Annotated in this window: 11 protein-coding genes; 4 read left to right on the forward strand and 7 right to left on the reverse strand. The window is 35.9% G+C overall.

The features are described 5' to 3' along the window. Window positions 1–131: 131 nt before the first annotated feature. Window positions 132–1,208: a hypothetical protein gene (locus tag MM214_RS00005; RefSeq protein WP_241290633.1), complete on the reverse strand. Its 1,077-nt coding sequence runs from the start codon at window positions 1,206–1,208 to the stop codon at window positions 132–134. 512 nt (window positions 1,209–1,720) lie between these two features. Here MM214_RS00005 and MM214_RS00010 point away from each other — a divergent pair. After that, complete coding sequence (locus tag MM214_RS00010) at window positions 1,721–5,188, forward strand: alpha-L-rhamnosidase (RefSeq protein ID WP_241290634.1); 3,468 nt, start codon at window positions 1,721–1,723, stop codon at window positions 5,186–5,188. A gap of 142 nt (window positions 5,189–5,330) precedes the next feature. On the opposite strand, the gene MM214_RS00015 is transcribed toward MM214_RS00010, so the two are convergent. Together MM214_RS00015 and topA are read right to left on the reverse strand one after the other, a co-directional pair. Beyond that, complete coding sequence (locus tag MM214_RS00015; RefSeq protein WP_241290636.1) at window positions 5,331–6,029, reverse strand: SIR2 family NAD-dependent protein deacylase; 699 nt, start codon at window positions 6,027–6,029, stop codon at window positions 5,331–5,333. A 64-nt stretch (window positions 6,030–6,093) separates the two neighbouring features. Then, a complete protein-coding gene (topA, locus tag MM214_RS00020) occupies window positions 6,094–8,412 on the reverse strand; it encodes a type I DNA topoisomerase (RefSeq protein WP_241290637.1) in 2,319 nt (772 codons plus the stop codon). A 159-nt stretch (window positions 8,413–8,571) separates the two neighbouring features. On the opposite strand from topA, the gene MM214_RS00025 reads away from it, so the two are divergent. After that, window positions 8,572–9,042, forward strand: a complete 471-nt coding sequence (locus MM214_RS00025) for a SixA phosphatase family protein (RefSeq protein WP_241290638.1) — start codon at window positions 8,572–8,574, stop codon at window positions 9,040–9,042. A gap of 471 nt (window positions 9,043–9,513) precedes the next feature. Then, window positions 9,514–10,581, forward strand: coding sequence for an agmatinase family protein (locus MM214_RS00030; RefSeq protein WP_290294941.1), 1,068 nt, complete (start codon window positions 9,514–9,516; stop codon window positions 10,579–10,581). A gap of 54 nt (window positions 10,582–10,635) precedes the next feature. Here MM214_RS00030 and MM214_RS00035 read toward each other — a convergent pair whose 3' ends face one another. The 3 genes from MM214_RS00035 to MM214_RS00045 form a co-directional block, all read right to left on the reverse strand. Further along, the gene (locus MM214_RS00035; protein WP_241290639.1) at window positions 10,636–13,287 is read right to left on the reverse strand and encodes a TonB family protein; all 2,652 of its coding nucleotides are present in this window, start codon (window positions 13,285–13,287) and stop codon (window positions 10,636–10,638) included. Between the two features lie 10 nt (window positions 13,288–13,297). Further along, a complete protein-coding gene (locus MM214_RS00040; protein WP_241290640.1) occupies window positions 13,298–13,660 on the reverse strand; it encodes a BlaI/MecI/CopY family transcriptional regulator in 363 nt (120 codons plus the stop codon). Between the two features lie 201 nt (window positions 13,661–13,861). After that, the gene (locus MM214_RS00045) at window positions 13,862–14,611 is read right to left on the reverse strand and encodes an acyl-CoA desaturase (RefSeq protein WP_241290641.1); all 750 of its coding nucleotides are present in this window, start codon (window positions 14,609–14,611) and stop codon (window positions 13,862–13,864) included. Between the two features lie 163 nt (window positions 14,612–14,774). Between MM214_RS00045 and MM214_RS00050 the strand changes: the two genes are divergently transcribed. Next, window positions 14,775–15,149, forward strand: a complete 375-nt coding sequence (locus MM214_RS00050) for a phage holin family protein (RefSeq protein ID WP_241290643.1) — start codon at window positions 14,775–14,777, stop codon at window positions 15,147–15,149. Window positions 15,150–15,233: 84 nt separating this feature from the next. Here the strand turns inward: MM214_RS00050 and MM214_RS00055 are convergent, their stop codons facing one another. Continuing rightward, the gene (locus MM214_RS00055; RefSeq protein ID WP_241290645.1) at window positions 15,234–15,665 is read right to left on the reverse strand and encodes an AlbA family DNA-binding domain-containing protein; all 432 of its coding nucleotides are present in this window, start codon (window positions 15,663–15,665) and stop codon (window positions 15,234–15,236) included. Window positions 15,666–15,775 lie beyond the last annotated feature (110 nt).

A 15,775-nucleotide genomic window follows, 5' to 3' on the forward strand; every position in this document is an offset into this window, starting at 1 on the left:
CAACCTTAAAATACAAAAAAGAAAACCCCGAAAAAAGCTGGGAACAGCCAAATTCGGGGTTTTTGTGTTATGTTTTTGTTAATTATTTTACTGATTATCAGTTAGTTAATAATTAAGCAAGAAGCCCATTTTTATCGGTTGAAAGGACGCTCATTCACCCAATTGAATCCACGTTTAATTAGCAGGTAATCTTCTTTGATCTTTCTTGTAGTTTCTAGCTGATAGACATTATCACCAATTTTTGTCTCCAACCTATAGGTTTTCTCACCATCTATTGGAGTTATTCTCAAAGTAAATGGATCTTCTTGTTCATTGTCTTCCACGAAATTGATCTCACCTTCATTCCAGATATTTTCAATGGTATAGTAGTTCCTTGTTTTGGCATTGTTTATTGTGATGATGGTTTTTCCTTGAATCAGCACCTTGTTCCACTTAGCTGTGAATGCTAAGTCTGGCTTACCTTCAATTTCAAAAGAATCAACTTGATATACTCCTTCCCACTCATTGATGTATATATAGAAAGATTGGCTATTGACGTGGCCTACAATTAGACCAAGTGGGATCAAACCTACCAGAAATATTTTAACTGAATAGTAGCTGACTCTTTTCCATTTCTTATCAAATCTATATACACTTGGTCTGATCAGCGTACGCTGATGTAATAAGAAAAATCTGATCAAGTACTTGATACTCGGTGCTGCGATAAAGATGGAGAATAGAAGTAAATGCCCTGAGAAAAGTTTGACTGGTACATCAAAGGAAAGATTGACAAGGAATATGTTAGTACATACCGCTATAGATATAAGAGATCCTAATATGGCGGTTCTTCTAAAGAGTAATAAAAATCCAGCGAGAACTTCGGAAACACCCATAAAGCCTTTGTAAATATTAGAGTATCCCAAAAATCTCCATGCCAATCCCATTGGAGAAGATTCTCCATAGGTGGTTTCTAAAGTAAGTAAGCTTGGACTAGGGAATTGACCTTCTAGAAATTTGATTACACCATAAGAGATCAAGGTAAGTCCAACAAAATAGCGCGCATAAATCAGCATCATGGCATAAAAGCTGTTAGCTCTCTGCTTATTTTTCAAAAAGAATAGTACTGGAACAGACATTGAAATGGCGATAATTGAATAACTAATTAGAGCCAAATAGTGCATTATTGTATCTCCACTGCCATTGGTAGGTGAATGAACTAAATCACTCATGCCTAGCAGTTTTCTACCTATGAAAAGTGTAAACTCAGATTTTAATGCATAAACATATTTGCTAAAATATGCATACACATATGGGATATTATCTAATGGAAAAGGGAAACAATAAATCAAGATATATAGACCCAAAAAAATCTTAAAATAGAAAGAGAGGAAATATTTGGGATTTTTCATAATTTTCTAAGTTTTAGTCAATCAATATAACTTATTTTTTAAACATAAGCAGGACAATACAGCATAGTTGATATTTATATTCTTTCATTTTTTGCTTTTATTCAGGACTGGTATGATATTTCGACCTTGAAATGAATCATATCTATTATTCATCAAAATTTGTTTGTTGTCAATTTGCTCAATAATGAGGTTTATATCTTATGAAGACTTAATTGAATTCCCAAGCATCTAGATTTGATGTAAATAATTCTTACTACTATTAAATCTATTATGCGTCATATTTTGAGCCATCGCAATTATTCAATACCATCTCTTTGTTCACACCATTAAGCATGACTATTTTCTATCGTTTATTTGTTGTAGTTTTTATCAGCACTTTCACAGGAATTACTGCTTCAGAAAGTAAAATCCTCAATTTGAAGACAGAGTATGAAGTGACTCCTCTGGGTATAGATGTAGCCGAACCTAGGTTCAGTTGGAATATGGGAGGAGCGACATTTGGAGATTTTCAGAAAGCCTATCAGATTTCTGTATTGGATGAAAGTGGAGAAGTAGTCTGGGATTCAGGTAAGACAAGCTCCAATGAATCTGTGCATATAAAATATCAAGGGAAACAGCTTCATCCCCGAACAAGATATGTATGGAAGCTTAAAGTTTGGGATCAGAAAAATAAGATACATCATTCGAGTTCATGGTTTGAGACAGGATTTTTAGACCCAAGGATTGATGCTTGGGATGGTGCTAAGTGGATAGGAGGAAGTGATCAAGACTTGGTGTTGTATTCTCAATACTTACCGGTATTTAAAGTGGACCTTACAGTTCAATTAGAAGAAGCGTCACAAAGTACAAAAGTTGGTTTTATCTATGGGGCCAATGATGAGCGCTTGATGGATAAGAATAAGAATATTTTTCAACTAGAAAATCAACGTGATCAATCTTATGTCTTGGTAGAGCTAGATATTTCTCCTCTCAAAACTGGAGAAAATGCCTTATTGAAAATATTTAGGGTGGGCTATTCACCAAAAGATCAAAGAAGCGTTCCGCTTAAGCAATTTGAAATCCCTCAAGAAATCATCAATGCAAAGAATCAATATGAAGCTCACAAGATTTATATCCATTCTAACTTAGGCTATACAGATGTATATGTGAATGAAGAAAAGAAAACGAATCATATAGGATACGTTGGTCTAAACCCAAACGGTAATGGGGGAGATTATATCAGTTTTCCTGTATTGGCTGATATAGGGATACATTTGGAAGATGACCAAGTAGCTCAAATCTCCAATGTAACTATCCGAAACTTCCGAGCTCCTTCAAATGTTCTATTTGAGGGTGCTTTGAATAGAGATCAACCAAATGGAAGTTTTTTGAAAACACTAGACCCGAGCCGAAACTCATCACCAATGCTTCGAACAGCCTTTGAAGTAAAAGGTAAGGTGTCAAAGGCGAGACTTTATGTGACGGCTAGGGGGATTTATGAAATTCAGCTCAATGGAGAAAAGGTAGGGGAGGATTATTTTAACCCAGGTTTTACACAATACAACAAAACCCTATTTTATCAAACTTATGATATTACTGACCAGATTCAAGAAGGTAAAAATGGCCTGGGGGCAGTTCTGAGTGAAGGTTGGTGGAGTGGAGCAAGCACTTACATGGGAGAATATTGGAATTTCTTTGGAGATAGACAGTCTTTACTTGCTAAATTGGTGATCACTTATGCTGATGGAAGCATAGAAGAAGTAAATTCAAATCCTGAAACTTGGAAATATTATAATAATGGCCCAACAAGCTACAGCAGCATGTTTCAAGGTGAGGTATATGATGCCAACAAGGAAGCTAATGTCAAAGGTTGGTCTACTGGTGCTTTTGATGATGCAGGATGGTCAAATAGTGTAGAAGTTTCACTTTCTGGCACGACAAACACCGATCCAAATTCCGGTAATGTGCCTAGCGTAGCTGATCATGATAAGTTAAAAATAATTGGGCAATATGGCTCAAATGTAAAAGCTATTCAGGAAGTTTCTGCCCAATCATTTGAAGAAGTAAGGCCAGGGGTATATGTCTATGATTTAGGTCAAAACTTTGCTGGTGTTCCTAAGGTTTTGGTAAAGGAAACCTTGCCAAATCAAAAAATTTATTTGCGCTTCGCAGAAGTGAAATATCCTCAAATGGAAGAATATGGTGAAAACCAAGAAATGATCATGCTCGAAAACATTCGTGCTGCAATGGCGCAGGATGTGTATATAGCCAAAGGTGGTGAGGCATTGATTTCTCCAAAATTCACTTTTCATGGATTTAGATTTATAGAAATTACAGGACTAGAAAGCCCACTACCCCTTGAAGATGTCAAAGCCCAAGTGCTAAGTTCTGTGCATGAATTGGCGTCAAGTTACCAAACTTCCAATCCCTTGGTGAATAAATTGTGGAAAAATATTACTTGGTCTACTTATAGCAATTTCTTATCCATTCCCACTGATTGTCCTCAGAGAAATGAGCGGTTAGGGTGGAGTGGTGATATTTCTGTTTTTGCTCCTACAGCAAATTTTTTAACTAACATTCCTCAGTTTTTAAGGCGTCACTTACTAGCTATGAGAGATGTACAAACTGAAAATGGTAGATTTCCTGATGTAGCACCATTAGGTGTCGGGTTTGGAGAAATGATGTGGGGAAGCGCTGGTATTACTGTTCCTTGGGAAAGTTACAAGCAGTATAATGACATTGACTTGCTAAAAGAGCATTACCCCTCTATGACAGCCTACATGGACTATTTGCTGGAAGATATCAATGCCGAAACAGGCGTATTCAAAGAAGATGAAAAAGATGTCTGGGGAAGCCTTGGTGATTGGTTGAGTCTGGAAGATAGAAATAACGAGAAATTGCTTTTTTGGGAAGCATATTTGATTTATAACTTGGACTTAATGACGAAAATGGCTCAAGTGTTAGGTCAAAAAGAAGATATGATCAAGTTTTCGATACTATCTGAAAGCAGAAAGGATTTTTTCAACAATACGTATTTTGATGCAGAAACAGGAAAGACCAAATATCAAGACAAGTTAATTGATACCCAAGCATCTTATGCGCTTCCATTGGCATTTGAGATTGTGAAAAAGGATATTCTGGATCAGGTAATTGATAATTTTGCCAATAGCATCACACGAAAAAGCAAAACAGATCAGGGTATAGATACACCTCCATTTTCCCTGATGACGGGATTTATTGGTACGGCTTGGATTTGCAAAGCACTTTCGGATCACGGTCTTGATGACTTGGCTTATAGGCTCCTGCAGCAAAAGGAGTATCCTTCTTGGATCTATCCTGTCGAACAAGGAGCTACTACGGTTTGGGAAAGGCTTAATTCCTACACCCATACGAATGGTTTTGATGGAAACAACAACATGAATTCATTCAACCATTATGCATTTGGAGCTGTCGGTGCATGGATGTATGGCTATAGCCTTGGGATAAAAGTGAATGAAGCTAACCCTGGTTTTCGTCAATTTGAATTAGCGCCAACACCTGATCCATCAAACCTCATGACATTTGCTAAGGGACATTATGATTCTATGTATGGAAGAATCGAAAGTGCTTGGACTAAAACAGATAAAGGAGTGAATTATAGCTTTCAAATTCCAGCAAATACCAGTGCGAAAATTATTCTTCATGCAAGTGAAAGTGATCAGGTATTGATTAATGGTAAGGATTATAAGAAGAATAAGTTTGTAAGTCTAATTGAGAGAGAAGAAGGGAAGCTTATTTTCGAAGCTAAGGCTGGAACTTATAGCATAGAAATAAATCAATGAATCATTACTGATTAGTTTAGACCTTTCAGGTTTTTCATCAAATAGCAAATGAGCGAATTAATCGTCCTCTCCCAAAATGCAAAACAAATCTGGAAGGTCTTCTCGGTTTAATTCAAAATCTGTGTTTTTAAAAGGCACTTTTCTACTTATGCAAACCCTCTATTAATTCGTCTGCCATTATTTTTGTCCCTACTGAAACCAATGCTTCAATTACTTTTAGGTTTTTGACTGGAGGAATTGCGGGAGATTTGATATCTATGAGGTACTTTTTACAATTTTCACTGGCATATTGAATGAGTCCAGCAGCAGGATATACTAAAAGTGATGTGCCTATAACAGCAAATATATCAGCTGTACTTGCAATTTCTGCGGCAGGCTCAATCATCGGTACCATCTCCCCAAACCAAACAATAAATGGACGAAGCTGACTCCCTTTTTCACATTTATCACCGATGTTAATCTCTAAAGTGTCCATGTTGTAAACTAAACTGGGATCAACTGTACTTTGAGATTTGAACAACTCTCCATGAAGGTGTATTACCTTGCTAGAGCCAGCTTTTTCGTGCAAGTTGTCTACATTCTGTGTGATGATCGTCACATCAAAGTATTGCTCAAGTTTTGCCAAGATATGGTGAGCTTCATTTGGCTTTACACCATGTGCTTGTTTCCTTCTTTTATTGTAAAAATCCAAGACTAGACTTTTGTTTTTTCTCCAACCCTCGGGTGATGCCACTTCCATGATATCATGGCCTTCCCAAAGCCCATTACTATCTCTAAATGTAGCAATGCCACTTTCGGCGGAAATACCTGCACCCGAAAGGATAACCAGTTTCTTTTTCATGAGATTATTTTCTTTAAGGTAAATAAGAAAGGCAAGATTTTCATCTTGCCTTATAATGTTCAGCTTATTTCTTTTTAGTGAATCTTCCTTTTTTCTTTTCAGGTTGATTTTCTATGATCTCAATAGTATCTGCATAAGTCAACTCAGCGGCCTCCTTATCTTTTGGGATTTTGAAATTATTCTTTCCAAATTTGATGTAGGGACCCCATCGACCATTTAGAATTTGAATTTCCTCATTTTCTTCAAAAGTTTTGATATGCTTTTCTGCATCAGCTTTTCTCTTAGCTTTGATAAGCTCAATGGCTTCATCCTCGGATATGCTCAATGGATCGTGTTCTTTTCCTAAAGATACAAACTTGCTGTCATGTCGTAGGTATGGGCCAAACCTTCCAATGGCAGCTACAATTTTTTTATCTTCAAAATGTCCTACATCACGTGGAAGCTTAAACAATTCCAAAGCTTCTTCTAAAGTTACACTTTCTATGAATTGACCTTTCTTCAAACTAGCGAATTGCTTTTCCTCATCGTCTTGTTCACCTATTTGTGCCAATGGCCCAAATTTACCTAGCCTTACGATGATTTTTTTACCAGTTTTTGGATCTACGCCCAATTCACGTGCGCTGTTCACATCTGCACGAGCAACATTGGCAGTCTCTTCTACACGTGTATGAAATGCTCCGTAGAAATTCTGGATCATGTCTTCCCAGTTTTGACCACCATGTGCAATGTCATCAAACTCCTTCTCAACTCTTGCAGTAAAAGAGAAATCAATCACATTTGGGAAATGCTCCACCAAAAAATCATTTACCACCATGGCTATGTTGGTAGGGAATAATTTGTTTTTATCTGCTCCCGCTATTTCAGTTTTTGAATCTTTTTTAAACTGGCCTTTGCTGATTTTCATTTCAACATAATTCCTCTCATTTCCATCACGAGATTCTTTGATTACATAGTTTCTCTTTTGGATTGTTGAAATAGTTGGTGCATAGGTAGATGGTCTACCTATGCCCATTTCTTCAAGTTTTTTAACCAATGAAGCTTCAGTATATCGAGGGGCAGGTCTACTGAATGTTTCACGACCTTTCATCTCTATAAGATCTAGTACTTGACCTATAGATAGGGGAGGTAAAAGTCCTTTTTCTGTAGACTCCTCATCTTCTGGTTCGTCATCCGTACTTTCTAAATACACTTTCAGAAACCCTTCAAATTTAATTACTTCCCCACTTGCACTTAAAGTTTGAGGTAAAGTGGAAATACCAATGGTCACCAAGGTTTTTTCCAGCTCGGCATCAGCCATTTGAGAGGCAATAGCTCTTTTCCAAATCAGCTCATAAAGCCTTTGTTCATTCCTTTCGCCTGTGGTATTGTGCTCTGAAAAGTCCGTAGGCCTAATGGCTTCGTGGGCTTCTTGTGCTCCTTCATTTTTGGTGGTGTATTTTCTTGACTTATGAAAAGAGGCGCCATAAGCAGAAGTGATTTCATTTTTGGCAGCTACCATGGCATCTTCAGATAGGTTTGTACTATCAGTCCTCATATAGGTGATTTTACCAGCTTCATACAGCTTCTGTGCCACAGACATAGTTTGAGCAACGGAGAATCCAAGTTTTCTACTAGCTTCCTGTTGAAGGGTGGACGTAGTAAAAGGTGCTGCTGGGGATTTTTTGCCTGGTTTTTTCTCTAGGTTATTGATGCTGAATTCAGCATCAAGACATTTTTTGAGAAAGTCTTCAGCATCAGCTTGTTCTTCGAATCTTTTTGGCAATTCTGCGGAAAGCGTTTTTCCTTCTACATCAAAAAGTGCTGTAATTCTATAGGCTGATTTTGATTTGAATTTCTCTATTTCTCTCTCTCTTTCTACAATAAGGCGAACAGCCACCGACTGAACGCGGCCAGCTGAAAGACCTGCTTTGATTTTTTTCCATAGTATAGGAGATAATTCAAATCCCACAAGCCTATCTAAGATCCTACGAGCCTGCTGTGCATTTACCAAGTCATAATCAATGGTTCTTGGATTTTCTATTGCTTTCAAAATCGCATTTTTGGTGATTTCTCTAAATACGATTCTTTTGGTACTTTCCTCTTTGAGCTTCAGGACTTCTTTCAAATGCCAACTAATAGCTTCTCCTTCACGGTCATCATCACTTGCCAAGTATACTGTTTCTGCATTTTTAACCAAGCTTTTTAATTGTTTGATCACTTCCTTTTTGTCAGCAGTAACCTCATAAGTAGGCTTGAACTTATTTTGAATGTCGATCGCTTTGTCTCCCTTAGGCAAATCCCTGACGTGACCGTAGCTGGATGCTACTTTAAAATCTTTTCCAAGGTAACCTTCTATGGTCTTTGCTTTGGCAGGTGACTCTACTATAACTAGATTTTTTGACATGCTTGTTTCGAATTTAAACAATAGGCTTCTTTTCCAAGAACCAATTAAAATCTAAAAATAGATGGCTTTAAATTGTATTCCAAATTAAACTGTATTTCATATATAATTTGGCATGATTATTTCAACTATTTGTGTGAATTAAATATTTCAGTTAAGATTATGAAAAAAGTGCTGGGCTTGTTGAGACATGGAGAAGCAGGGTTTGATTTTGAAAGTGATTTTCAGAGAGAACTCAGTGCTAAGGGGAGAAGTAAGTTGATAAAAATGAGCGATAGCCTATTCAGAGCTGACTTTTCCCCCCAGAAGATCATTTCTAGTTCTGCTACGAGGACCATACAAACTACAGAAATAATTTCCTATGGATTTCCAAGCGCTGAAGTAGCATTTTTCAAAGAGCTGTATGAAGCTGATTCTTCTATCATTTCTTCCAAAATATCTGAAATAAAAAATGAAATAGATGAGGTGTTGCTTGTTGGCCATAATCCAGGTCTAAGTTTATTTGTCTCACAAATAGCAGATCAGGGTTATTTGAGTATGGAACCTGGTATGATCATTATACTTGAACTATACATCCAAGAATGGAGTCATATTGGTATAGGCACTGGTATAATCAAAGAGGTATTAGTTTAAGTTAATAGAACTGCCTTAATTTCTCACAATTGCTGTTTGGACTAAATCTAAACAGGTTTCATTAACCTGAATCTTAAAAATCAAGTAAAAATTATTCACTCATGCCTTCCCCGTTTTAAAGTTTGGATAGTGAAGTTTTATTCTTGATTATTGTGATTTGAAATTTCAGCAAAATTTAGTAGCATGAGATATTCTATATCTTTGTGTATTTTTAAAGCTGAAATTAAGAATAGTTTGTTTAACTCATAAAGTAGAAATTCATCCGACATAAGATTACATCAGGATCAATTTCTACTAGAAACTTATTCAAAGAGAATCCAGTATTCATCTCATTCTAAATCAGAACATCATTTCATTGGATTTGATCAATGAAATCTTTGAGAATACACAAAAAAATGTAAACAGCTTAACCAATTGAATTGTTAATATATTTAAAGCAAATTTAATCTAAAGAACAAGAGTAATAATATTATGTCTTTGAAACATCAAATTATTGAAAATTTTGACCCTAACGGAGTAAGTACCCACGAAAGCCTTTTTGGACTGCCTTTCAGCGAAGATACAGCAGAACTTATTATTATCCCAGTACCTTGGGAAGTGACTGTATCGTATTCTCCTGGCACGGCTGATGGTCCTGAGGCTATTCTAAATGCATCTATGCAAGTTGATTTATTTCAAGATGATATTAGAGATGCTTGGAAACTGGGAATATATATGTTGCCTATTCCAATGGAAATCAGAGAATTAAGTGACAAACATAGGATTTTGGCAGCCAATTATATCAACTGGCTTGAGCAAGGATCACCAAAAGAAGAGCTGGAAAGGTTTGCTGCGGTTCCTAGTTTGATAAATAAAGCATCTATCGAAATGAATGATTGGGTGTATGGACAAGCTAAGAAGTATAGGTCCATAGGTAAAATGGTAGCCTTGTTAGGAGGGGATCATAGCACACCATTGGGATTGATTAAAAATATAGCAGAAACCAATGAAAATTTTGGTATTTTACAGATAGATGCTCATGCAGATCTCAGAGTAGCTTATGAGAATTTTGAATACTCTCATGCATCGATTGCTTATAATGCTTTGAAATTGCCTCAGATAAGCAAGTTGGTACAAGTTGGAATCAGAGACTATTGTGAAGCTGAAGCCATCATGGCCAAGGAGAACAATAGAATTACAACCTTCTATGATAAGGATATCAAAAAAGATGGATATGAAGGTAAAGCCTGGAAAATCATTTGTGATGAAATTGTAGAGCAGCTACCGCAGGATGTTTATATCACTATCGATATAGATGGATTAGACCCTAAACTTTGTCCAAATACTGGAACTCCAGTAGCTGGAGGGTTTGAATTGGAGCAAGTATTGTATCTTATCAAAGAAGTAGTGAAATCTGGTAGAAAAATTATCGGATTTGACCTCGTTGAAGTTGCTCCTGGTACTAATGGGGATGAGTGGGATGGGAATGTAGGGGCACGAGTACTTTATCGTGTAGCTAACCTATATGCAGCATCTCAAGGAAAGTTGAATCTAAAATAGTTTTGGATTCTGGCAATAAAAATGCCTGTATCAACTTGATGCAGGCATTTTTATTTAAAAACTCAAATTTCTTTCGGGCTTTGAACTAGAAGGATAAGCTGTTACTTTTATTTCATTTGGTAAGTTAGATCTTTCATATTTTGTTCCATCATGAATCCTAAAGGATACTGGGAATAATACTTCTTGGTTTTTTAATGGTTTTTGAATTTTCCACTCTGGCGCATTTGCCAATGCTTTAAGTACCTCTTCATTTATTTCTTTGGATAATCCTTGAACAATTGAAGTCTTGATGATCTTCCCTTTTTCATTTAAAACAAGCTTTGAGATTACAGTTCCCATTTCATTATTTTCGCGGGCTTTAGTAGGATATTTTAAGTGACTTCTCATGTGAAATTTAAAATCATCCGTTGGTATTGCTTGAGTTGATGTAATTGACTTGTCTAATTCAAATTTAATTGGAATTCTTATGATACTATCAACACTTTTTCCTTCTTTGAAAGCAGGAATCCAATCAGGTGATGAAGTGACTAGTCTTAAGGCTTCTTGATCACATTGAAATCCAATACCCCTTAATACTTGAGGATTTGTAATTTTGCCATTTGAATCTACAGTGGCAGCGAGGTACACAGTGCCTTCGATTTGGAGTTGTTGGGCTTGAAGGGGATATCTTAAGTTGTTATTGATATAAGTTTGCCAATTCGAAAATCCACCTGCAGGACTAGCCATTTTATCAACTTGATCGATTGATGTGATACCATTTTGATTATCAGAATCTTTGCTGCCTTTAAATTTGATAGGAAGCCTCATTTTTACATTGACAGGAATACCTCGCTGAGTACCAGGAGTCCAATCCGGTGAATGTGCCAATACCCTCAAGGCTTCACTGTCCAGACTTGGTGACACTCCTCTGATTACTTCGAATTGGTCTAATTTTCCTTCTCTAGAAACTATAAATGACAAGTAAACAGTACCTTCTTCGCCAGCCTCGATGGCTTCTTGCGGGTATCGTAAATTTGCTCTTAAAAACTGATTCCACCCATCGTATCCATCATGTGGCACTGGCGGAGCTTCGACCAAATCGAATACTTCTTCTCCATTATAAATAATAAGGGGAGTATCAGCTAATTTATTCTGAAAAAAGCTGTGTGCATCAGCATTTCTCATCATGCCCTCAGAAAAGTATAAAGAAACTGATGTGTCATGTACCATGGGTACATTTTTTCCATTTACTTCACCAGGAATCCATTTAGGAGCTTTTGGAGAAGAAATTGCTTGGATTAGTTTTTCATCTACCCCGGAGCCAAAACTCTCCTTTATGACAGGATTGCTAATTTTACCGTTTTGATCTACAATGAACTCTATGCGTAAGATAGAACCAAGTCCTAACGCCTTTTCCTTTGCTGGGAGTGCTTCATTAATTTTATCCTGAAGGAAATTTTGCCATTCAGTAGCATCAGCTGGCCTAGGAGCTACGTTTGCCTTTGTTGAAAATGGAATATCTCCATATGATTTAGCTATCTGTGAGTTCTTTCTAAGTTCCTTGATGAGACTTCTTACTTTCATATACTCTTCATCGGATGAGATTTCAGAGAACTCGTATACTAATTCACCAAGTTGGACTTTTAATTTATCTCCTTCTCTTGGGCCTATAAGTTCGTAGTGCTTAGGATTGGCTAATCTTTTGACTTTAATAGATACATCTATCGAGTCTTGAGAGTCTATCAGCTGTTGTCTAATAAGTTCTATTCTTTCGATGCTTCCATGCATCAAAATTGACATTGCTGATTTAGTTTTCATTGATATTAAGCCCATGAGCATTATGGTCAATGGGATTATCATCGTGAGTTTAAACCAATTTGGTTTTGAATTTTTCTTAATCATGAGGATTCTTTTAAGGGTTGTTGATCTTATAAAATAATTACCAATAGGAAGATCCATTCCCTTAAATGCAATCTTTGCGATTAATTTTGGATAAGTTGATTTATTTTCAGTTTGTTTGAGTACATTTTCATCAGCTAAGTATTCATGAACATCCACCAAGGCAGATTTCATAAGGTGTATGGCTGGATTGAACCAAAAGAGTATGGTTAGAATTTGATAATAGAGAATATCCCAAGTGTGTTTTTGTTTGATATGTACTAATTCATGCTTTAGGATTTGATCTTTTTCTTCGAAAGTTAGTTTTTCGGTATCATCCCAAAAAAGCTTATTGAAGTATGAAAAAATGGGGGTCAGACCGTAAGTGGGGATCAAAAAATACTTCTCTCTGAGTTTGTAGGTTGTTTGATACCATCCTTTTTCTTGGATCAACCTCATTTGCATCAATTGCCAGAATAAATTTAATGTCAGAAAGACTACCAATGAAAGGTAAGCGATCAACAAATAATCCTTAATTTCTAGCAAAACAGGAAGTTTGGTACTTTGTACCGTGACTTCTGGTAAACCAAAAGTACCGACAACTTCTTCGGGCACTTGTTCAACTGATAGTGCCCGAAAAAGCTGAGAGTGCTCTATTGATATGTCAGGCTTTTCAAATCCTACTGGTATTTCTACTAGTGGAAATAATAATGCTAATATCGGGGTGATTAATATATAAATTCTTGTGACTACGAATGCTTTTTCGTTTCTCAAGAATACCCAATAAATTCCATAGAAGAATAATAAGCAGAATATACTTTGCCAAATATAATCAACGAGAGCAGCCATATGAGATCATTTATTTTACCTCATCTTTTACTTCACTCATGATTTTTTCGATCTCTTTTACATCAAGGTTCTCATCTTTTGCAAAGAATGATGCCAATTTTGTAAAAGAACCATTAAAGTAACCAGAAAGCAAATTCTTGATTGAATGGCTTCTATACTCATCTTTAGTTACTATAGGATAGTACTCATGCGATTTGCCATAAGCCTTATGCTTCACAAATCCTTTTCTTTCTAGAATTCTGATGATGGTTGAGACGGTGTTGTAAGCAGGTTTTGGCTCTTCCATCTTTTCAAGAAGGTCTTTTACAAAACCTTTCTCTACTTGCCAAAGGATTTGCATCACTTGTTCTTCAGCTCTTGTTAAATTTCTCATAATAGTGTTAAGTTTTAAATGATCCCTCAAATTATTCAGTTAGTTTTTTAAATCCAAATTTCAGGAACGAATCTTTTCTATTGGTGTCTATAAAGTTAGTGAGTAATTATTAGTTATCAAAATAAAGAATTAGGTATTTTACTAAAAAAAAACTCCTCAAGGAAGAGGAGTTAAATTTTGTCACTATTTTATGTAATTATACTATGCTGTTCTGAGCTTTATTATACCAGTAGCATGAAGAAGTTTTACAACTGGATAAGTAGGGTCAAACTCATACCACTTTACAGCAAAATTTGGTCTGTTAGGAAGTTTGTGGTGATTATTTTGAAATAATTCTCCCAGCATCAAGACATCTAGAAGCAAACTATTTTTTGATTTGTCATTATTATCAAAATTTGCATAACCATATTTATGTCCGCTCCAATTCACGATGGCCCCGTGCACTGGACCCATCAAAAAGTGAATCGGAAGTAGAAAGTACATCCACCAATGTGTACCTGGCAATTCGAATACTGAAATACAAAGGATGTATATGAGTGCATAAAATATACCCCAGCTAACTCTTGCCATCATAGAATCAGCTATTTTATCAAATTTATTCCAATCTGGAACATCTTTCGAAAATCTTTCCTCAGGTTTCAGTCTAAAACTGAAATAATCATTATAAATGTTTTTCGTCTTCCACATCATTGTAAATAAGTTTTCTGTGTGGTGTGGACTATGAGGGTCTTTAGGTGTATCACTATACGCATGGTGCATTCTGTGAAGTATTGCATAGGCTCTCGGTGATAAGTAGCTACTGCCCTGTGTGACCCAAGTAAAGATATAGAAAAATCTTTCCCAGAACTTTGACATGTAAAACATTTGATGGGCTGCGTATCTATGCAGAAAGAAGCTTTGGCAAAACAAAGAGAAGTACCAATGCAAAAGGAAGAAAACGATTAATATCACTATTGAATTTTATTGATGTTGAGGTACAAAGATAAAACCTATATCCTGAAAAAGTGATCAGATAAGATAAAAATTTGAAGTTTTAAGAAACGTACCTCATTTTTTACTATTTTGAGGTGCAGTTTTTGATAAATAAAAAACATCATTCCAAACGAAATACATTATGAGCAAAGCAAAAGAAGCATGGGGCATTATTTTCCAGTTGATATTAGGTGGACTAGCGGTATTGATCACCAGTTATATTTTACCAGGTGTCGCTGTGGAAGATTTCTTGACGGGAGTAGTAGTAGCTGCACTGATAGCTTTATTGAATATTACAATCAAGCCAATTTTAATATTTTTAACCATTCCGATCACCATAGTAACTTTAGGACTGTTTTTAATAGTCATCAATGCATTACTTATTTTGCTCTGTGCAGAAATTGTACCTGGGTTTGCAGTCAATGGATTTTGGTGGGCAGTATTATTTGGGTTGATTTTAGGATTGATCAATTCGCTTCTTGGTGTTTCGCTAGGTGGTTCACCAAATGTAAAGTAGCTCCTAATTGATGTTTTAATTTATATTCTATAGTGAGATAAAAAAAATGACTAACATCAAGTTGTTCATGTGACTACTTGCCATCTAAGAAATAGCAGGAATGCTTTTATCATGAACCCTGTGGTATTTGATCAGTTTTCCTTCTTTATTTAGGACTCCATGTGTTACATTCGACTTATTGACATGAATCAGAAGGACATAAACCTCAGGATCAATTTTTTCTTCATCGATATAGTTGACCTCAAAAATCTCACTTTTGAACTCAATAGGTGGAATGCAACATTCAAGAGCTGCTTTTTCAATCATGTATAATTCTTCTGCTGGATCTATTCCCAAGATCTTTTTTTGATCATTGATACCAATAGCGATTGTACCACCTGAAGTATTTGCAAATGCTGTTAGCGTCTTAGCAATTTTTAAACTATCATTAATGGTGAGTTTGAAATCTAAAGTAATTCCCTCTGATTGATTCAAAATATCCTTAATGTTGTCAAAATTTTTATTTGGTACAAACATTTTTTTTTAGATAAAGTGTTGTATATTAATTCATTGAAAATAGTAAGCAGTTATGAAAGAAAATTATGCTTTCATATTAACGAGTTCCGTATTAAGTTGTCCACGTAAAC

This window comes from Belliella kenyensis (assembly GCF_022549675.1).
GTDB classification, from domain to species: Bacteria; Bacteroidota; Bacteroidia; order Cytophagales; family Cyclobacteriaceae; genus Belliella; species Belliella kenyensis.

What these genes read in the sequence shown, in the direction of transcription:
- topA (WP_241290637.1), bottom strand. Translation starts at nt 8,412, where the DNA reads ATGTCAAAAAATCTAGTTATAGTAGAGTCACCTGCCAAAGCAAAGACC.
- MM214_RS00030 (WP_290294941.1), top strand. Translation starts at nt 9,514, where the DNA reads ATGTCTTTGAAACATCAAATTATTGAAAATTTTGACCCTAACGGAGTA.
- MM214_RS00050 (WP_241290643.1), top strand. Translation starts at nt 14,775, where the DNA reads ATGAGCAAAGCAAAAGAAGCATGGGGCATTATTTTCCAGTTGATATTA.
- MM214_RS00055 (WP_241290645.1), bottom strand. Translation starts at nt 15,665, where the DNA reads ATGTTTGTACCAAATAAAAATTTTGACAACATTAAGGATATTTTGAAT.
- MM214_RS00035 (WP_241290639.1), bottom strand. Translation starts at nt 13,287, where the DNA reads ATGGCTGCTCTCGTTGATTATATTTGGCAAAGTATATTCTGCTTATTA.
- MM214_RS00005 (WP_241290633.1), bottom strand. Translation starts at nt 1,208, where the DNA reads ATGAGTGATTTAGTTCATTCACCTACCAATGGCAGTGGAGATACAATA.
- MM214_RS00040 (WP_241290640.1), bottom strand. Translation starts at nt 13,660, where the DNA reads ATGAGAAATTTAACAAGAGCTGAAGAACAAGTGATGCAAATCCTTTGG.
- MM214_RS00025 (WP_241290638.1), top strand. Translation starts at nt 8,572, where the DNA reads ATGAAAAAAGTGCTGGGCTTGTTGAGACATGGAGAAGCAGGGTTTGAT.
- MM214_RS00010 (WP_241290634.1), top strand. Translation starts at nt 1,721, where the DNA reads ATGACTATTTTCTATCGTTTATTTGTTGTAGTTTTTATCAGCACTTTC.
- MM214_RS00015 (WP_241290636.1), bottom strand. Translation starts at nt 6,029, where the DNA reads ATGAAAAAGAAACTGGTTATCCTTTCGGGTGCAGGTATTTCCGCCGAA.